This window comes from Streptomyces sp. NBC_00683 (genome assembly GCF_036226745.1).
Classification (GTDB): domain Bacteria; phylum Actinomycetota; class Actinomycetes; order Streptomycetales; family Streptomycetaceae; genus Streptomyces.
The window spans coordinates 5,569,333-5,588,721 of sequence record NZ_CP109013.1 but is presented as its reverse complement, the minus strand read 5'-3'; the positions used below and the strand labels follow the sequence as shown (position 1 = coordinate 5,588,721).

Below are 19,389 nucleotides of genomic sequence, written 5' to 3'. Positions count from 1 at the left end.
GGTACCGATCAGCCCGGCATCGACGGAAGGACTACATCGTGAAGCTCGCTTTTTCGACTCTCGGGGTGCCGGGGCTGCCCGTGGCCGAGGTGGTACGCCTCGCCGCCGGGCACGGGTACCAGGGTGTGGAACTGCGCACCCACCCCGAGGAGCCCGTGCACCTGGGGCTCACGCCGCTCGAACGGGCCTCCGTGGTGGAGGAGTTCAAGAACGGCGGGGTCGAGATCCTGACCCTCGCCGGGTATGTACGGATCGCCGCCGAGGGTGACGACGAGCCGGTGCTGGCCGAGCTCGCCGGGCTGGTGGAACTGGCCCGCGACCTGGGGGCGGCGAACGTCCGCGTGTTCCCCGGCGGCGGTGGACAGGAGCCCGCCGAGGCCGACGCGACCGCCGCCCGGCGGCTGGGCGCCGCGGCTCCGCACGCCGCCGACATGGGCGTACGGATCCTGCTGGAGACACACGACTCGCACCGCGCCGGGGCCGATGTGGCCCGTGTGGTGGGGACCGTCGGGCACGGGCAGATCGGCGCGATCTGGGACATCATGCACACCTGGCTGGCGGGCGAGGAGCCGGTGGCCAGCCATGCGGTGCTCGCCCCGCACCTGGGATACGTCCAGGTGAAGGACATCGCGTCGGCCGAGGACACCGCACCGCTGGCCCTCGGGGACGGCGTGCTGCCGCTGAGGGCCTGCCTGGACACGCTGGATGCCGACAGCTGGGTCTGCTGGGAGTACGAGAAGCGCTGGCACCCCGGCGCACCGGAGCTGCCGGGCCTGCTGGCCGCGGCGCGGGAGTACCTGCTGCGGCTGGGCGCACCGAAGCAGTAGCCGTCGGGCCGGCGCCCGCCCCGGAGCAGCCGGCCTCAGACGCGGACCGCCTGCGCCTCCGGCGCCTGCGGCGCGGTCGCGCGCCGCCCCGCCAGGGACGTCAGTGCCACTCCGCCGACCAGCAGCGCCGCCGCACACCATCGCAGCGGGCTCACCGATTCGCCGAGGAACAGTGCGGCGGAGGACATGCCGAAGACCGGCACGAGCAGGGTGAACGGGGCCACGGACGATGCCGGGTGGTGGCGGAGGAGGAAGCCCCATGCCCCGAAGCCGAAGACCGTGGTGATCCAGGCGACGTAGACGATGATGCCGACGCCGCTCCAGTCGAGTGCCGCGAGGGCCTCGGCGTCGCGGTCCGGTCCCTCGATGAGCAGGGACAGGCCGAGCAGCGGCAGTACGGGCACCGTCGACACCCACACCATGAAGTTGAGGGAGTCCGACGGGGCGGCCTTGCGGGTGAGGACGTTCGACACGCCCCAGCAGGCTGCCGCCGCCACGACCAGGACGAAGGCGAGCACGGGCCCGCCCGCCCCCTCGTCGACGGCCGCGACCCCGATGCCCGCGAGGGCCACGCCCATCCCCAGCACTCGTACCCTGCCCGGCCGTTCGCCGAGCGCCAGGGCCGCGAACAGGGCGGTGAAGACCGCCTGGACCTGGAGGACGAGGGAGGAGAGCCCGGCGGGCATGCCTCGGTCCATGCCGATGAAGAGCAGCCCGAACTTGGCCACCCCGAGGACGAGGCCCACGCCGATGATCCACTTCCACGCGACAGTGGGCCGCCCGACGAGGAACACGGCCGGCAGTGCGGCGACGAGGAAGCGCAGGGCGGAGAAGAGCAGGGGCGGGAAGTGGGCGAGGCCGACCTCGATGACGACGAAGTTCACACCCCAGACGGCGGCGACGAGCGCGGCCAGGGCGATGTGGAGGGGACGCATGCACCGAGGATCGGATGCGGGGACCGTGTAGCACCAGCGCGGATTTCTTCATGATTGGATTAAGCGCTGCTCATGCTTCGCTCCCGGGAGGTTCCCGTGCTCGATCTGTCCCGGCTGCGCGCCCTGCACGCCGTCTCCGTCCACGGCTCCGTCGCGGGCGCGGCCGCCGCGCTCGGCTACACGGCCTCGGCGGTCTCCCAGCAGATCACCAAGCTGGAACGGGAGACCAGGACGACTCTTCTCGAGCGGCGCGGGCGCGGGGTGGCGCTCACCGAGGACGCGCTCCATCTCGCGGCCACGGCACAGCAGTTGCTGGCCATCGTGGAGCAGGCGGAGACGACGCTGGAGGAGCGCAGGGGGCTGCCGACGGGGCGGTTGTCGATCGGCGCGTTCGCGTCCGCGGCGCGGGGGCTGCTGCCCGGCGTGCTGGCGCGGCTGCAGCAGGAGCACCCCTCGCTGGACGCCCGGCTCACCGAGGTCGACCCGCACCTCTCGGTCGATCTGGTGGCGAAGGGCGTGATCGATCTCGCCGTGGCGCACGACTGGGACATCGCGCCGCTGCCCGCTCCGGAGGGGGTGGCGCAGGCGGTCATCGGCGACGACCGGTGCGATCTGCTGGTGCCGGAGGGGCACGCGCTCACCGGGCGGACGGCGGTGCGGCGCGAGGAGCTGGCCAGGGAGCGGTGGGTGTGCCAGCCGCCCGGCACGGTGTGCCACGACTGGCTCGTACGGACGTTGCGGGCTGCGGGGTACGAGCCGGACATCCGCCACCGGGCCGAGGAGAACCACACCCAGCTGGCCCTGGTCGCCGCGGGGCTCGGCGTGGCGATGATTCCGCGGCTGGGGCGGGGGCCGCTCCCGCCCGGCGTGGTGGAGGTGCGGCTGGATCCCGTACCGGTGCGGCGGCTGTACGCGCTGTGGCGCACGGAGGCGGCACGGCGACCGGCGATCACCGCTGCGGTGGCGGCACTTCAGGGCCACGGCGCGGGGGCGGGGCTGACGTAGCCGTCGCCTGGACGCGGCTTGCCGCCGCACGGCACGGGTGTGGGCCATGTCCGGGCATGTCCACCCGTCCTCCCGCGTGTCACTGCCTTTATCGGGTGGTCCTCTTGACTGGTAGTTACTTTCCATATATCCGTACCTTCTTGGAAGTTTCTTTCAGCACCGGAAGGAGCTCACGTGCACCACCGCACCTCCAGACGCACTCTTCTCACCGCCACCGCGGCCACCGTCGCCGCGGCAGCGACGGGCGTCGCCGCCGCTCCCGGGGCCGCCCAGGCATCCACGGGCACCTCCACGGACAGCCGCCTCAAGCGGCTCATCGCCCGGATGAGCCTGGAGGAGAAGGTCGGCCAGCTCTTCGTGATGCGGGTGTACGGGCACTCCGCCACCGCACCCGACCAGGCGGACATCGACGCCAACCTCGCCGAGATCGGTGTGCGCACCGCGGCCGAGCTGATCTCCACGTACCACGTCGGCGGCATCATCTACTTCGCCTGGGCGCACAACACCCGCGACCCGCACCAGATCGCCGACCTGTCCAACGGCATCCAGCGCGCCGGGCTCGCCGGGCCCACTCCCCTGCCGCTCCTCGTCTCCACGGACCAGGAGCACGGGATCGTCTGCCGCGTCGGTGAGCCCGCCACCCTGATGCCCGGCGCGATGGCGCTGGGCGCGGGCGGCTCGCGCTCCGACGCGCGCACGGCCGGCCGGATCGCGGGGGCCGAGCTGGCCGCGCTCGGCATCAACCAGAACTACGCGCCGGACGCTGACGTCAACGTCAACCCGGCCAACCCGGTCATCGGCGTACGCTCCTTCGGCTCCGACCCGGAGTCGGTGGCCGGCCTGGTCGCCGCGCAGGTGAAGGGCTACCAGAGCTCCGGAATCGCCTCCACGGCCAAGCACTTCCCCGGCCACGGCGACACCAGCACCGACAGCCACACGGGCCTGCCCTACATCCACCACACCCGCGAGCAGTGGGCGGAGCTCGACGCCCCGCCGTTCCGGGCGGCCGTCGCCGCGGGCATCGACTCGATCATGACGGCCCACATCGTGGTGCCCGCCCTGGACCCCTCGGAGGATCCGGCCACCCTGTCCCGGCCGATCCTCACCGGCATCCTGCGCGAGGAGCTCGGCTACGACGGTGTCGTGGTGACCGACTCGCTCGGCATGGAGGGCGTGCGCACGAAGTACGGCGACGAACGCGTCCCCGTGCTCGCCCTGCAGGCAGGCGTCGACCAGCTGCTCAACCCGCCGAACCTCTCCGTGGCGTGGAATGCCGTCCTCGGCGCCGTGCGGAACGGCGAGATCAGCGAGGCCCGCATCGAGGAATCGATCCTGCGCATCCTGCGGCTGAAGTCGAAGCTGGGCCTGTTCCGGGACCCCTACGTCACCCACCGGGGCGTGGACCGCACGGTGGGCATCCGTACCCATCTCGCCGCCGCCGACCGGATCGCCGAGCGCACGACCACGCTGCTCGCCAACACCGGTTCGCTGCTGCCGCTCTCGCGCCGCTCCCACCGGAACCTGCTCGTGGTCGGCGCCGATCCCGCCTCCCCGTCGGGCACGACCGGACCACCGACCACGACGCTCGCCGCGGCGTTCGAGGAGCTGGGGTACACGGCCACCGCCCTGTCCACCGGCACCGCTCCCGCCCCGGCGAAGATCGCCGAAGCGGTGGCCGCCGCGCAGGGCAAGGACGCCGTGGTCGTGGGGACGTACAACGTCACCGCGACGAGCTCCCAGCGCACCCTCGTGGCGGCCCTCGCGGCGACCGGGGTCCCGGTGATCACCGTCGCGATCCGCAACCCGTACGACATCGCCCAGCTGGCCGGCACCGGTTACGCCGCGAGCCTCGCCGCGTACTCCTGGACGGACGTCGAACTCCGGGCAGCCGCCCGGGTGATCGCGGGGCGGGCCGAGCCCCGGGGCAAGCTGCCGGTCCCGGTGCAGCGTGCGGACGTCCCGGCACAGGCGCTGTACCCGGTCGGCTACGGACTGTCGTACTAGACGTACGCCGCACCCTAGGCGTACCGACACCGAAGAGCGCAAAGCCCCCCGCTCGCCTGGCGTGTACCCGCTCCTGCGGGTCACGCTGGGTGTACGTCTTCACGGACGTAACGGGGGGTCGACCATGTACGAGCACCGTGTCCCGGGGGTCCTGCGCGTCCTGCTGTCCGCACTCGCGGCGCTGTCCCTGAGTGCCTGTCAGCAGCCCGTGGGCGGCGCGTCGGGGCCCGGGGCCGACGGGCTGCGGGACAGTACCGCGCCGTCCGGCTACGGGGTGGTGTTCCTGGGCCCCGCCGACTGCAGTTCGCGCGGGGACGTGGTCCGTGAGGTGTCGTGCCGCAGCGAGAAGGCGGCGGCACGGGTACTGGCCCGGCACACGGGTGCGCCTCCGGAGGGTCCGGCCTGCCCGCCCTCGACCGATTTCGTGCTGCACATCTCGCGGAGCGGCCCCTCCCAGGAGCCCGCCGTGCCCGGCGGGTACGCGTGCATGCGCAATCTGGAGTCCCCGCATCCGGGCGATCCCGGGCAGGGCGGAGGCCCCCTGACGGTCGTCGGGGACTGCGTCTACGGCTCGCGCAAGGGCGAGGTCAGGGAGACGGCCTGCGACGGATCGGGTGAGCGGCCACCGGAGTTCGAGGTCGGCTCCGCGGTGGAGCGGCGCGGTCTGTGCCCGGACACGACTGATCTCTTCGTGCAGTTGGGCGGGGAAACGCCGGTGGGCTGCGCGCGCCGGGTGTGAACCCCGGTGCGCACAGCCCACGTCGGCGTATCGGCCGGACTACTGCCTCACCGCTGCCCGACTACGGCCGCAGCGTGCCGAGGTTCCGCTCGAGCTCGGCGTCGCGCTTGTCCAGACGCGCGTCGAACTTCGCGAGCGGCTTCGCCTTCGCCGGGTCGGCCTCGACGGCCGCGGGGGCCACTCCGGCCCAGCGCAGGATGGCCGCGGTGGCGTTCGCCTTCTCGTCGGCGACGAGACCGGCGACCTTGGAGCCGTGGTTGCCGCCCGGCACGGTGTAGACGTAGCTGTCACGCGCCCCCCTGCCGAGGCGGAAGGGCTCGGCACCCCACGGGTCGTTCTCCCCGTAGACGTACAGCATGTGCCGGGCGTTGTTCCTGACCCAGCTGTCGATGTCCCGCATCGCCGACGGCTGGAACTTCATGGAGATGTCGCGCGGTACGAAGTTGCGCGGCGGCTGGTAGCCGTACCGGCTCAGGTTGCCGAGCCACGGCTGCCTGATGTCGGGCGATCCGAGCTGTGTGCCCGCCTGGTAGTAGTACGGCGTGTACGTCCCCAGGCCCTGGTCGGCATAGGCCGAGAAGCCGGCGATGGCGTCGATCGAGTCCCAGATCTCCTGGTCGGTCGCCTTGGCGGCGTCGGCCGGGATGGCCTCGCAGTCGGCGAGCAGGCTGTACTGCCAGAACGCCCAGACGTAGTCCATGACGACGGCTTCGTACGCCTTGTCGAGCGAGCCCACGGTGGTGAAGGTGTAGCCGTTCTCGGCGGCGTACGCCTCGTACTTCTTCTCCAGCGGCTCACGCCGGACGAGGGCCTCGCGCTGGACACCGGAGAGCCGGTCGCGGCACTCCTTGGTGCCGACGCGGGCGAGGAAGCGGTCGTACGCCGAGTCCTCGTTGTTGACCACGTCGTTGGGCGCGACATAGGCGACGACGCCGTCCATGTCCTTCGGGTAGAAGCGCTCGAAGTAGGTGGCGGTCATGCCGCCCTTGGAGCCGCCGGTGGTCAGCCAGTTCTCGGAGTAGATCTTCTTCAGCGCGGTGAAGACGCGGTGCTGGTCACTGGCGGCCTGCCAGATGTCGAGCTTCGACCAGTCCGCCGGCGCGGGGCGGGACGGGGTGAAGAAGCGGTACTCCAGCGAGACCTGGTTGCCGTCGATGATCTGCGTCGGCTCGCTGCGGCTGGGGTTGGTCGAGACGTTGTAGCCGCTGGTGAAGAAGACCGTCGGGCGGCTCGTGTCCTTGTGCAGCAGGGTGATGCGCTGCTGGAACGTGCCCTTGGACGGCCTCTTGTGGTCGATCGGCTGGGTGTAGTTGAGGACGAAGTAGCGGTACCCGGGGTACGGCTTCTCCTCGATCAGACTCATGCCCGGGATGGCCAGGATGCGGTCCTTGATGTCCTCGCTGCTGCTCTCGCTGCTGCTGGTCGAGCCGCTGCTCTGCTTCGCGGTCGGTTCCGCGGCGGTGGCCGCACCGGCCGAGGCACCCGTCGCACTCACTGTGCCTATGAGCACCGCGAGCGACAGGACCCCTCTGAGCGCCTTGCGCATGCACCCTCCCCTTGATTCACGACAGTCGCCGCGAACCTAGCCGGGGTAACACCTGCAACGCCAGACCCAGTTGTGCGTCAGCACAGGATCCATCCAGTGGATGCCGATTTGCCCGCGATGGAACCGGACGCGCGGACGCAGCGGTTGAGAGCGTGGACCGTGACGGGACCGGCCAGCTTGGTGAACCTGCCGCTGTCGACGGCCGCCCGGCCGCCGCGCGGCTGCAGGGACACGCGCATGTCGCGGCGCGCACCGGGCTTGTTGGCGACGGTGACGGCGCACGCGTAGGCGCGGCTCTCGTAGACGCGCAGGGAGCCGGTGGAGAACGCCACCGTCTTGACCAGCCGTCCGGAGCAGGCCGCGGCGGCGTGCGCCGGGGAGCTGCCCGAGGTGCCGAGCACCAGCCCGACGGCTCCGAGCAGCGGCAGGACGAACAGGAGGACCGCCGCGCGTCTCCCGGCGGGTCCTCCCGACGGTCTCGACGACCTCAGCGGTCCCACCACCCCGTCCACCCCACCTGTTCCGTCTGTTCCATCGAACATTCCGAGCCTCGCCAGACACATGTACGTATGTGCGTACGACGCCGAGGCGGGCCGAAAGGTTCCGGGAACGGGTGGAGTGGCCGGACGGTGTCACACACCCGCCGGTGTGTCCTCCCCTATGTCCTCTCCTATGAAGGTGCGCCACAGCCGGGCGTACGTCCCGTCCCTGGCGAGCAGTTCGTCATGCGTGCCGTCCTCGGCGACCCTGCCGTGGTCCATCACCACGACCCGGTCGGCGCGGGCGGCCGTCGTCAGCCGGTGGGCCACCACGAGCGTGGTGCGGCGGCCGGTCAGCCGGTCGGTGGCCTGGTTGACCAGCGCCTCGCTGGCGAGGTCCAGGGAGGCGGTCGCCTCGTCGAGGAGGAGGATGTCGGGGTCGACCAGCTCGGCGCGGGCGAGGGCGATCAGCTGGCGCTGGCCGGCCGAGAGGTTGCGGCCGCGCTCGGCGACCTCGTGCAGATAGCCGTCCTCCAGGGTGGCGATCATGTCGTGCGCGCCGACTCCCCTGGCCGCCGCCTCCACCTGCGCGTCGGTGGCGTCCGGCAGACCGTAGGCGATGGCGTCGCGGACCGTACCGGCGAAGAGGTAGGCCTCCTGCGGTACGACTCCGAGGCGGTGCCGGTACGCCGTCATGTCGAGTGCGCGCAGATCGGTGCCGTCCGCCGTGACCCGGCCGCTCGTCGGGTCGTAGAAGCGGGCGACGAGCTTGACGAGCGTGGACTTGCCCGCGCCGGTCTCGCCGACGAACGCGACCGTCTGACCGGCCGGGATCCGCAGATCGATGCCTGTGAGGGCCTCTTCCTCACCCTTCTCTCCGTCGAAGGCGCCGTAGGCGAAGGAGACGTCCTCGAAGGCGATTTCGCCGCGCAGCGAGGAGACGTCCTGCGGCGCGTCGTGGTCGGCCGTGGAGGTGGGCTCCCGCAGGAGTTCCTGGATCCGGCCGAGGGAGACCGTGGCCTGCTGGTAGCCGTCGAAGACCTGGGACAGCTGCTGCACGGGGGCGAAGAACAGGTCGATGTAGAGGAGGTAGGCGACCAGCGCACCCGTGGTGAGCGTGCCGTTGTCGACGCGGCCCGCGCCGACGATCAGCACGGCGGCCGCGGCGACCGAGGCGAGCAGCTGCACGAACGGGAAGTACACGGAGATCAGCCACTGCCCGCGCACCCGGGCCTGGCGGTAGTGGTCGCTGCGGGCCGAGAACTGCTCGGCGCCGTCCTGCTCGCGCCGGAACGCCTGCACGATCCGCAGCCCGGAGACGGACTCCTGGAGGTCGGCGTTGACGACGCTGATGCGTGTCCGGGCGAGCTCGTACGCCTTGACGCTCTTGCGGCGGAAGAAGAACGTGCCGACGATCAGCAGCGGCAGCGTCGCGAAGACGACCAGGGCCAGCTGGACGTCGAGGACGAGCAGGACGCCGGTGATGCCGAAGAAGGTGACGACGGAGACGAAGGCCGTGACCAGACCGGTCTGGAGGAAGGTGGACAGCGCGTCCACGTCCGTCGTCATCCGGGTCATGATCCGGCCGGTCAGCTCGCGCTCGTAGTAGTCGAGGCCGAGCCGCTGGAGCTGCGCGAAGATCTTGAGGCGGAGCGAGTACAGGACGCGTTCGCCCGTACGCCCGGTCATCCGGGTCTCGCCGATCTGGGCCGCCCACTGCACGAGGACGGCCAGCAGCCCGAGTCCCGCCGCCGCCCAGACCGCGCCGAGCGCCATCTTGGTGACGCCGTCGTCGATGCCGTGCCGGATCAGTACGGGCAGGAGCAGGCCCATGCCCGCGTCGACGGCCACCAGCGCCAGGCTCACGAGCAGCGGGAGCCCGAAGCCGCGCAGCAGCCTGCGCAGCCCGTACGACTCCTCGGGACGGACCGCGCTCGCCTCGTCGATGCCCGGGGCGTCCGTGGCGGGCGGCAGTGCGTCGACCTGGGCGAGGAGCTCGGGGGTTGCGGGCATTCCGGCCGCGGCCGTGTCGCGCTGCTCCTCCTTGCGGATCCACAGCTCGGGGGTGACGCCGCGCTCGGCGTCGAACTCGGCCTCCAGTTCATCCTGGAGCGCGCGGTCGTCGTCCTCGGGCACCCCGGTCATGACGGGCTGGTGGCCCGGTGAGGTGCCGCCCAGCTCGTCGGGGTCGGTGAGGAGCCTGCGGTAGAGCGCGGAGCGCTGTTCCAGCTCCGCGTGCGTGCCGATGTCGGCGAGCCGCCCCTGGTCGAGGACCGCGATGCGGTCGGCGAGGCCGAGGGTGGAGCGGCGGTGCGCTATCAGCAGGGTCGTGCGACCGGCCATGACCTGTGCCAGGGCCTCGTGGATCTCGTGCTCCACCCGGGCGTCGACGGCGGAGGTGGCGTCGTCGAGGAGGAGCAGCCGGGGGTCGGTGAGGATGGCGCGGGCGAGCGCGACGCGCTGGCGCTGGCCGCCGGAGAGGGTGAGCCCGTGCTCGCCGACCGTGGTGTCGTACCCCTCGGGCAGCTCGGAGATGAAGCCGTGGGCCTGGGCGGTGCGGGCGGCCTGCTCGATCTGCTCCTGGGTGGCCCCCGGGAATCCGTACGCGATGTTGGCGCGGATCGTGTCGGAGAAGAGGAAGCTGTCCTCCGGTACGAGCCCGATGGCGGCCCGGAGCGAGTTCTGGGTCAGTTCACGGACGTCGTGACCGCCGACGAGGACGGCGCCGTGCGTCACGTCGTAGAAGCGGGGCAGCAGGAGCGAGACGGTGGACTTGCCGCTGCCGGAGGCGCCGACGACGGCGACCGTCTCGCCGGGCTCGATGGTGAGGGAGAAGCCGTCGAGTACGGGGCGCTCCTCGTCGTAGCCGAAGCGCACGTCGTCGAACTCGACGCGGGCGGGGGCGTCGGCCGGGAGCTCCTTCGTACCGTCCTGCATGGACGGTTCGGTGTCGATCAGCTCCAGGACGCGCTCCACACCGGCCCGTGCCTGCTGGCCGACGGTCAGGACCACGGCGAGCATCCGGACGGGGCCGACGAGCTGGGCGAGATAGGTGGAGAAGGCGACGAACGTACCGAGGGTGATCTCGCCGCGGGTGGCGAGCCAGCCGCCGAGGGCCAGCATGGCGACCTGGCCGAACGCGGGGACGGCCTGGAGGGCGGGGGTGTAGCGGGAGTTCAGCCTGATGGTGCGCAGCCGGCCGGCGAAGAGCCTGCGGCTGACCTCGCGGAGCTTGCCCGTCTCCTGCTCCTCCTGCCCGAACCCCTTGACGACCCGGACTCCGGACACGGCCCCGTCCACCACTCCGGCGACGGCGGCGGCCTGGCTCTGCGCGTACCAGGTGGCGGGGAAGAGGCGGGTGCGGGAGCGGCGGGCGATGAACCAGAGGGCGGGGGCGACGGCGAGGGCGATGAGGGTCAGGGGCAGCGACAGCCACGCCATGATCACCAGGGAGATGATGAAGAGCAGGATGTTCCCGATGGTCATCGGGAGCATGAAGAGGAGTCCCTGGATCAGCTGCAGGTCGCTGGTGGCGCGCCCGACGACCTGTCCGGTCGACAGCTCGTCCTGCCGCTTCCCGTCGAGCCGGGTGATCGTCGTGTACATCTCGGTACGCAGGTCGTGCTGTACGTCGAGGGCGAGCCGGCCGCCGTAGTAGCGGCGGACGAAGGTGGCGGCGTAGACGAGGACGGCCGCGCCGATCAGGAAGCCGGTCCAGACGCCGAGGGAACGGGTGTGGTCGCCGACGACATCGTCGATGATCACCTTGGTGATCAGCGGGACGAGGGCCATCACGGCCATACCGGCGAGCGACGACCCGAGCGCCAGCACGACATTGCGCCGGTAACGCCACGCGTATCCGGTCAGCCGCCGGCCCCACCCCTGTCGGTCGGCGCCCTGTTCCTCCGCGCCCTGTTCCTTCGTGCCCGCCACCCCGTGCCTCCAGTCCGCCCCGCTGTCCCACCTGACCTACCGCACGTGACCAACGCGGTCAGCTGCGGATTTCATCCCGCTGCAACAATTCTCGGCCCATGGTCGGAGACGGTACTCGGGTGGTCCTAGGACCACCCGGTGGCGATCCGGGCGCCCTGGCCGGGCTTCCGCGCGCCGGGGGCGGGCGGGTTCGGCCGGCGGGTGACCGGGTAGTCATGTCCGCTGACCGGCATCGGGGACGACGGGTGACGACGCGGACAGGGGGCTCCATGCCGAACAGCGGGCACGCGGAGGCATACCGCTGCGGACAGCTCTACGCGGCACTGGCGGCGCTGCAGAAGTGCAGCGACGGACCGCATCATTCGCTGGGCCGGCCCGCGACGGTGAAGGACATCCTGAGATCACCTTCGAAGGTGCTCAACGATCATCTGTGGCGGGTCGGGAAGTACCTGGTCACTGCGCACAACAAGGGGTACGGAGCGGAGGCGGCGGTGCTCTTCCGGTCGATCCCCGATCTCCTGCCGACGCGGAAGGAACCTCCGTTCGCCCTCGACGCCGGGCAGCGGGAGCAGTTCCAGCTCGGCGCCGACGCCCAGAAGGCCGAGATCGAGAAGGCTCTTCGGTCGCTGTAGGCGCCGGCCTGCCCGAAGACACGACCGTCCGCGTACCCGGGGCACGGCTCCCCCGGGTACGCGGACGTCAGGTGCTCACAGGTGCGTCGGCTCGAACATCCTCAGCAGGGCGGGGAGCACGACCACCGACGGGCCGGGGCTTGCCAGGGCCTTCCCCAGGTCGGCGGCCAGGGACTCGGGCGTCGTAAGGACCGCGGGGACCCCGAAGGACTCGGCCAGGGCGACGAAGTCCGGCCGGGTCAGTTCCGTCGCCGTGGCCTCGCCGAAGGCCCCGGTCATGTACTCGCGCAGGATGCCGTAGCCGCCGTCGTCGACGATCAGCCAGGTGACGGGCAGGTCGTACTGCCGCGCCGTGGCGAGCTCGGCGATCGAGTACATCGCGCCGCCGTCGCCGGAGACCGCCAGTACGGGCTTCGTACGGTCGGCCGCCGCTGCGCCGATCGCGGCCGGGAAGCCGTAGCCGAGGCCGCCCGCGCCCTGCGCCGAGTGCATCGTGTTGGGGTGGCGGGCGTCGAAGGCGGACCAGGCCCAGTAGGCGAGGATCGTCATGTCCCAGAAGCTGGGCGAGGTGTCGGGCAGTGCCTCGCGGACCGAGGCGAGCACCTGCTGCTCCAGGGTGAGGTCCTGGGCGGCGATCCTGTCCTGGACGGCCCCCAGCACCTTCGCGACGCGCTCGGGCGCGGCCGCGTCCTCGCGGGCCTCCACCGCGTCCAGGAGGTCGTCGAGGGCCTCGCGGGCGTCGGAGTGGATGCCGAGTGCGGGGTGGTTGGACTCCAGCTTCCCGGCGTCGGCCTCGATCTGGACGACCCGGCCGCGGGGAGCGAACGTGTGGTAGTTCGAGGAGAGTTCGCCGAGCCCGGAGCCGACGACCAGCAGCACGTCCGCGGACTCCAGGAAGTCCGTGGTGTGCCGGTCCTCCAGCCAGGACCGGAGCGAGAGCGGGTGCTCCCAGGGGAAGGCGCCCTTGCCGCCGAACGTGGTGACGACCGGGGCGTTGATCTTCTCCGCGAGCGCGAGCAGCTTGCCGGTCGCGTCGGACCGTACGACTCCGCCGCCCGCGATGATCGCGGGCCGCTCGGCGTTCGACAGCAGGTGGGCCGCCGCGACGGTCAGTTCGGGGCGCGGGTACAGCTCCCGCGGGGTCGCGTCGAGTGCGCTGACGACCGGCAGGACCGTCTCGGCGAGAAGCACGTCCTGCGGGATCTCCACCCAGACCGGCCCGTGCGGGGCGGTGAGCGCGGACTCCCAGGCGGCGGCGATCGCTGAGGGGATCTGCGAGGCCGTACGCACGGTGTGCACGGACTTCACGATGTCGCGGAACGACGCCTTCTGGTCGCGGAGTTCGTGCAGGTAGCCGTGGCGTCCGCCGCCGAGACCGGCGGTCGGGATCTGGCTGGAGATCGCCAGCACGGGTGCGGACGCCGCAGCCGCCTCCTGGAGTGCGGCGAGGGAGGTCAGCGCGCCCGGTCCGGTGGAGAGGAGCAGCGGGGCGACCTCCCCGGTGATCCGGCCGTAGGCGTCGGCGGCGAAGCCCGCGTTGTTCTCGACGCGCAGCCCGATGTACGCGAGGGAGGAGCGCCGCAGCGCGTCGAACATGCCGAGCGCGTGCTGGCCGGGCAGCCCGAAGACGGTGGTGGCGCCGAGGCCCTGGAGGGTCTCGACCACGAGGTCTCCGCCGTTGCGTCCGGCCGGAGGGTTCAGGGCCGCCTCGGCCTGCGCGGGGGTGAGCCTGGGCCGGTCGTCGTGGTCGTGGCTCACTTGCCCTGCGCTCCCTTGGCCGCCGCGATCTGGCGGGCCATGATCGTCGTGAGTTCGTACGCCGTGTGGGAGGCGGCGACGGAGGTGATCTCCGCGTGGTCGTAGGCGGGGGCCACCTCGACCAGGTCCGCGGAGACCAGGTTGCAGGAGGACAGGCCGCGCAGGATCTCCAGGAGCTCGCGCGAGGTCAGGCCGCCGGCCTCGGGGGTGCCGGTGCCGGGGGCGTGCGCCGGGTCGAGGACGTCGATGTCGATGGAGATGTACAGCGGCCGGTCGCCGATGCGCTGGCGCAGCTGGTCGGCGATCTCGTCGACGCCGCGGCGCATGACGTCGGCGGAGGTGACGATGCCGAAGCCCATCTTCTCGTCGTCGGTGAGGTCCTGCTTGCCGTACAGCGGGCCGCGCGTACCGACGTGGGAGAGCGCCTCGGTGTCGAGGATGCCCTCCTCGACGGCCCGGCGGAACGGGGTGCCGTGGGTGTACTCGGCGCCGAAGTAGGTGTCCCAGGTGTCCAGGTGCGCGTCGAAGTGGAGCAGGGCGACGGGGCCGTGCTTCTTGGCGACGGAACGCAGCAGGGGCAGCGCGATGGTGTGGTCGCCGCCGAGCGTCATCAGGCGGGCGCCGGTGGAGAGCAGGTCGTCGGCGGCGGCCTCGACCGTGTCGACGGCCTCGTTGATGTTGAACGGGTTCGCGGCGATGTCACCGGCGTCGGCGACCTGGGCGAGGGCGAACGGGGAGGCGTCCTGCGCCGGGTTGTAGGGGCGCAGGAGGCGGGAGGCCTCGCGGATGGCGTTGCCGCCGAAGCGCGCGCCGGGGCGGTAGGAGACGCCGCTGTCGAAGGGCACGCCGACCACGGCGATGTCGGCGGTGCCGACCTCGTCGAGCCGCGGCAGCCGGGCGAACGTCGCGGGACCGGCATACCGCGGGACGCGGGAGGAGTCGATGGGGCCGCGCGGCGATTCGTTGCTGCTCATGGGGCGGGGTGCCTTTCCTTCGGTTTTCGTACGGTATCCAGTGTGCGGGAGGCGGTGGTGTGCGGGCCCCCCGGAAACGGTTTCGTCCTCGGGCGCCGGACGGGCCTGGGCTTCGCGGTCAGGCCCGTCCGGCGATCGAGGACAACGAGGGGGGTCAGGTGGTGGCCGGCTCCGGGGCGGGCGCCGGCTCGGCCTCCGCACCGCGGCCCGCCAGCCGTTCGCGCCAGGCGACCAGCACCGCGGCGTCCGTCGGCTTCGTGGCCAGCGAGACGATCACGTACACGGCGAGCGAGGCGAGCAGCCCGTAGTAGACCGGCTCGTTGGCGAGGATCCCGTAGGTCGCCATCAGCCCGATCACCGCGACGCCGCCCACACAGACGGAGGCCAGCGCGCCCGCGGCCGTGCCCCTGCGCCACAGGAGGCCGCCCAGGATCGGCACCAGCAGCCCGCCGACGAGCAGGTTGTAGGCGACGGTCAGGGCTTCGACGACGTTGTTGAGCGCGATGGCGATGGCGATGACGGCGATGCCCATGATCAGGATGAAGACCCGGTTGCCCTTCACCTCGTCGCGCTCCTCGCCGTCCCCCCTGCTGACCGCTCCCCGCAGCCGCGACCAGATGTCGTTGTTCGCCACGGTCGCGCAGGCGATCAGCGCACCGGAGGACGTCGACATCACCGCGGCGAGTGCGGCTGCCAGCACCAGGCCGCGCACGCCGACCGGCAGTTCGTCCTTGACGATGGTCGCGAAGGCGGCGTCCGCACTGGGCAGCTTCGGGTACATGACCTTGGCCGCCGTGCCGATGACGGCCCCGGCGACCGCGTACACCAGGCAGTAGGTACCGGCGACGGTTCCGCCCCAGCGTGCCGTGCGGTCGCTGCGGGCCGTGAACACGCGCTGCCAGATGTCCTGGCCGATCAGCATGCCGAAGGTGTAGATCAGGACGTACGTGAAGATCGTCTCGCCGCCGATGCCCAGCGGGTCGAAGTACTCGGTGGGCAGCTGGGCCTTCATCTCGCTGAAGCCGCCCGCCTTGATGACCGCGATCGGCAGGAGCAGCAGCAGGACGCCGATCGTCTTGACGACGAACTGCACCATGTCGGTGAGCGTGATCGACCACATGCCGCCGAGCGTCGAGTACGCGACGACGATGGCGCCGCCGAGGATGATCGAGAGGGTGCGGTCGAGGTCGAAGAGGACGTCGAAGATCGTGGCGTACGCGATCGTGGAGGTGACCGCGAGCATCAGGGTGTAGGCCCACATGACGACGCCGGATATGAGCCCCGCCCTGCCGCCGTAGCGCAGGTCGAGCATCTCGGAGACCGTGTAGACCTTCAGCCGGGCGATGCGGGCCGAGAAGAAGACGGACAGGGCGAGCAGCCCGAGGCCGATGGTGAAGACCATCCAGGCGCCGGAGAGCCCGTACTGGTAGCCGAGGCCGACCCCGCCGATCGTCGAGGCGCCGCCGAGGACGATCGCCGCCATGGTGCCGGAGTACATCCAGGGGCCGAGCCGCCGGCCGGCGACCAGGAACTCGCTCTTGGACTTGGCGCGGCGCATGCCCCACCAGCCCATGGCGAGCATGCCGGCCAGATAGACGACGATCACTGCGTAGTCGACAGCCATGGGCTTCCTCCGTCTCGTCTCGATACACGGGGCGTGTGTCGAGAAGACGGTAGGTGGCCGGAAGCCGACGCTGAAGTGTACGTTTCATCCACTCCCAGCTCCTCGAATGGATGGACCGTCCATGCCGGACTCCCCCGCCGGGCCGCCGACCCCGCCCATCCCCCTGGCCGAGCTGCTGGCCAGGGAGGAACTCGGGCTGCGCCGGATCGCCGGTCCGGACCACGCGGATCTGCTGTGGGTGCACACCTCCGAGATGGCCGACCCGTACCCGTACCTGCTCGGCGGCGAGCTTCTGCTGAGCGCCGGGGTGCTGCTCACCGACCCGGACACCTACGTGGCCCGGCTGGTGGAGGCGGGGGCGGCTGCGCTCGGTTTCGGGGTGGCGCCGGTGCACGACACGGTGCCGGCGGCACTGGTGGAGGCATGTGACCGGCACGGTCTGCCGCTGCTGGAAGTGCCCCCTCAGACCCCCTTCACGGCGATCGCGCGGGCGGTGTGGCGGCTGATGGCGGAGGCCCGCCACCGCGAGCTGCGCCGGGTGACCCGCGCCCAGCAGGCCCTGGCGACGGCAGCCGCCCGGCCCGACCCGGTACCCGCGGTGCTCCACCAGCTCGCCGTACAGCTGGAGGGCCGGGTGGTGCTGCTCACCAGGGAGGGCGCGGAGCTGCACACGGCGGGCGGCCATCCGCCTCCGGAGGAGCGGGCGGCCCTGGCCCAGCTGTCCCGGGTGGTCTCCTCCGGCCGGCGGGCCTCCCCCGCTTCCGCGACCGACACCCTGAACGGCACGCAGCTCGCCGCCTACGCGCTGAGCGGTGGCCAGGGGCTGGCCCTGGCCCTGGCGACCCGCCGGCGCGACCCCGGCGACCACACCGTCGCCGGGATCGCCGTCGTCCTGCTCGCCCTGCTGACCGCCCCGCACCAGGGCGCGGACGCGGCGGGCCGTTCGGCGGCGCTCGTGCGGATGCTGCTGGGGGCACCCCCGCAGGAGGCGGCCCCGCTCCTCTCGGACGACGGCGCACCCTGGACGGTGGTCCATGCCCGCCGTGCGGACGGCACGGTCCCCGACCCGCTCACCGCCGGAGCACTCGGCGCGTCGCTGGGCTCCGCCCTGGTCGACGCGCACGGCGAAACGGTACGGGTCCTGCTCACCGGCCACCGCGGGGCGACGGCGCAGCCGGGCTGGATCCTCGGTGCGTCCGCCCCCTCCCCCGCCACGGCCCTGCCCACCGCCGACACCGAGGCGGCCCGCGCCCTGGGCCGCGCGGAGGCCACCCGCTCCCCGCTGGCCACGCACCGTGCCGGTAGTGGAGGACTGGCCGCCCTGGTACCCGCCGACCGGGCCGAGGCCCACGCCCGCACCCTCCTGGCCCCGCTCACCGCTCCCCTGGCCGAGACGCTGCGGTGCTGGCTGAGCCTGCACGGCAGCTGGGACCGGACGGCCGTGGCCCTGCGGATCCACCGCAACACGGTCCGCCAGCGCATCGCACGCTGCGCGGAGCTGCTGGACGCGGACCTGGACGACATGGACGTACGCGCGGAGCTCTGGCTGGTGCTGCGCTGACGGCCGCCGCCCCTACCGGGCAGCCCTAACCGCCGTACACCGCTTGTGACTCCGCGAGGGTGTCCGCGAAGTCACGGGCGAGGACGCGGGATTCGGCGGGGGTGAGGGTCGCGGTGGTGACGCGCACGCCGGGCGGGGACGCGATACGGAAACGGGTGCCCGCCGCGGTCCACCAGCCGCGTGTGCGCAGCCCGTTGACGACGGCGGACTCGTCCCGGACGGGCACCCACACGTTGAGGCCGCTCACGCCGTGGGAGGAGATGCCGTGCTGCTCCAGCGCGGTGCTCAGGGCGTCCCGGCGGGTGGTGTACGTGCGGGCGGCCCCGGCCACCAGCCGGGTCACCGCCGGGTCGGTCAGGAGGTCCGCCACGGTCGTCTGCAGGATGTGGCTGACCCATCCGGAGGTCAGCAGCATCCGGCCGTCGTGGCGCGCGAGGGTGGCGGGGTCGCAGGCGAGGGCGGCCCAGCGCAGATCGATGCCCAGGTGCTTGGACACGGTGCGCACCTGCGCCCAGCGGGGCAGTGCGCCGGAGGTGAGGCTCACCGCGGCCGCACCGGCGATGTCCGCGTTGTGGTCGTCCTCCACGACCAGCACATCGGGGAAGTCGCGGAGCACGGAGAGGAGTTCGTCCCTGCGCCCGACGGTGAACCGCGCGCCGAGCGGGCTCTGGGCGCGGGGGCTGCACACCAGCGCGCGTGCCCCCGCGCGCAGGGCCGCCCGCAGCGCCTCGGGGCGGATGCCCTCGTCGTCGACCGCCACCGGCAGCATGCGCAGCGCGAGCGCCGGGACGAGGTCGAGGAGGTGGTGGAAGCCGGGATCCTCCACGGCCACGGCGTCGCCGGGCTTGAGCTCGGTGGAGAGCAGCCGGGCGATGCAGTCCAGCGCCCCGTGGGCGAACGTCACCGAACCGGTGGGCACGCCGTCGCGGGCGAACCAGTCGCGGGCCGCCTCCTCGAGTGCGGCGAGCCTGGGCGCGGCCCGGTGCGATCCGGGCACGGGCTCCACGCGCGCGGGCGGGTTCAGCACCGGGAGGCAGGCGGGATCGGGGTGCCCGCCCGCCAGGTCACGCAATCCGGACGGCACCCGTGGAGGGCGTCGCGAGGTGACGACGGGAGCGGACGCCACCACCGTGCCGCCGCGCCCCAGGGTCATCACCACCCCGCGCCCGCGCAGCTCCTTGTAGGCGGCCGCCACCGTGCCGGCGCTCACGCCCAGTTCCTCGGCGAGCCGGCGCACCGGGGGCAGCGAGGAGCCCGGGCGGAGCGTGCCGTCGGCCACGCGGCCTTCCACGGAGGCGGAAATCTCTCTGGCCGTACCACCCGTGATCCCATATTGTTCTGCCACAGAGGCAAGTTTGTACCGATACAAAAT

Annotated in this window: 14 protein-coding genes; 6 read left to right on the top strand and 8 right to left on the bottom strand. The window is 72.1% G+C overall.

Annotated features, from left to right (window positions below):
* The first annotated feature begins 38 nt into the window (after positions 1 to 38).
* The gene (locus OG257_RS24955) at positions 39 to 827 is read left to right on the top strand and encodes a sugar phosphate isomerase/epimerase family protein (protein ID WP_329210901.1); all 789 of its coding nucleotides are present in this window, start codon (positions 39 to 41) and stop codon (positions 825 to 827) included.
* 35 nt (positions 828 to 862) lie between these two features.
* On the opposite strand, the gene OG257_RS24950 is transcribed toward OG257_RS24955, so the two are convergent.
* A complete protein-coding gene (locus OG257_RS24950; RefSeq protein WP_329210899.1) occupies positions 863 to 1,762 on the bottom strand; it encodes an EamA family transporter in 900 nt (299 codons plus the stop codon).
* A gap of 96 nt (positions 1,763 to 1,858) precedes the next feature.
* Here OG257_RS24950 and OG257_RS24945 point away from each other — a divergent pair, with 96 nt between their 5' ends.
* From OG257_RS24945 to OG257_RS24935, 3 genes are all read left to right on the top strand, one after another.
* Positions 1,859 to 2,767, top strand: coding sequence for a LysR family transcriptional regulator (locus tag OG257_RS24945; RefSeq protein ID WP_329210897.1), 909 nt, complete (start codon positions 1,859 to 1,861; stop codon positions 2,765 to 2,767).
* A gap of 174 nt (positions 2,768 to 2,941) precedes the next feature.
* Entirely contained in the window at positions 2,942 to 4,771 is a 1,830-nt protein-coding gene (locus OG257_RS24940) for a glycoside hydrolase family 3 protein (RefSeq protein WP_329210894.1), read from the top strand.
* 124 nt (positions 4,772 to 4,895) lie between these two features.
* Positions 4,896 to 5,510, top strand: coding sequence for a hypothetical protein (locus OG257_RS24935; RefSeq protein ID WP_329210891.1), 615 nt, complete (start codon positions 4,896 to 4,898; stop codon positions 5,508 to 5,510).
* Positions 5,511 to 5,571: 61 nt separating this feature from the next.
* On the opposite strand, the gene OG257_RS24930 is transcribed toward OG257_RS24935, so the two are convergent.
* The 3 genes from OG257_RS24930 to OG257_RS24920 form a co-directional block, all read right to left on the bottom strand.
* The gene (locus tag OG257_RS24930; RefSeq protein WP_329210889.1) at positions 5,572 to 7,056 is read right to left on the bottom strand and encodes a S28 family serine protease; all 1,485 of its coding nucleotides are present in this window, start codon (positions 7,054 to 7,056) and stop codon (positions 5,572 to 5,574) included.
* Between the two features lie 77 nt (positions 7,057 to 7,133).
* Positions 7,134 to 7,598, bottom strand: a complete 465-nt coding sequence (locus tag OG257_RS24925) for a hypothetical protein (protein ID WP_329210887.1) — start codon at positions 7,596 to 7,598, stop codon at positions 7,134 to 7,136.
* Between the two features lie 90 nt (positions 7,599 to 7,688).
* Entirely contained in the window at positions 7,689 to 11,468 is a 3,780-nt protein-coding gene (locus tag OG257_RS24920) for an ABC transporter ATP-binding protein (protein WP_329210885.1), read from the bottom strand.
* Positions 11,469 to 11,737: 269 nt separating this feature from the next.
* On the opposite strand from OG257_RS24920, the gene OG257_RS24915 reads away from it, so the two are divergent.
* A complete protein-coding gene (locus OG257_RS24915) occupies positions 11,738 to 12,100 on the top strand; it encodes a hypothetical protein (protein ID WP_329210883.1) in 363 nt (120 codons plus the stop codon).
* 75 nt (positions 12,101 to 12,175) lie between these two features.
* Here the strand turns inward: OG257_RS24915 and OG257_RS24910 are convergent, their stop codons facing one another.
* The 3 genes from OG257_RS24910 to OG257_RS24900 all read right to left on the bottom strand — a co-directional run bounded on the left by OG257_RS24910 (position 12,176) and on the right by OG257_RS24900 (position 16,456).
* Positions 12,176 to 13,858, bottom strand: a complete 1,683-nt coding sequence (locus tag OG257_RS24910; RefSeq protein WP_329210882.1) for a thiamine pyrophosphate-binding protein — start codon at positions 13,856 to 13,858, stop codon at positions 12,176 to 12,178.
* The gene (gene speB, locus OG257_RS24905) at positions 13,855 to 14,832 is read right to left on the bottom strand and encodes an agmatinase (protein ID WP_329210880.1); all 978 of its coding nucleotides are present in this window, start codon (positions 14,830 to 14,832) and stop codon (positions 13,855 to 13,857) included. The genes OG257_RS24910 and speB overlap by 4 nt, the downstream gene beginning before the upstream one ends.
* 154 nt (positions 14,833 to 14,986) lie before the next feature.
* Positions 14,987 to 16,456, bottom strand: coding sequence for a sodium:solute symporter (locus OG257_RS24900; RefSeq protein ID WP_329210879.1), 1,470 nt, complete (start codon positions 16,454 to 16,456; stop codon positions 14,987 to 14,989).
* 121 nt (positions 16,457 to 16,577) lie between these two features.
* On the opposite strand from OG257_RS24900, the gene OG257_RS24895 reads away from it, so the two are divergent.
* A complete protein-coding gene (locus OG257_RS24895) occupies positions 16,578 to 18,017 on the top strand; it encodes a PucR family transcriptional regulator (protein ID WP_329210877.1) in 1,440 nt (479 codons plus the stop codon).
* A 25-nt stretch (positions 18,018 to 18,042) separates the two neighbouring features.
* Here OG257_RS24895 and OG257_RS24890 read toward each other — a convergent pair whose 3' ends face one another.
* Positions 18,043 to 19,362, bottom strand: a complete 1,320-nt coding sequence (locus tag OG257_RS24890) for a GntR family transcriptional regulator (protein ID WP_329210875.1) — start codon at positions 19,360 to 19,362, stop codon at positions 18,043 to 18,045.
* Positions 19,363 to 19,389: the final 27 nt, after the last annotated feature.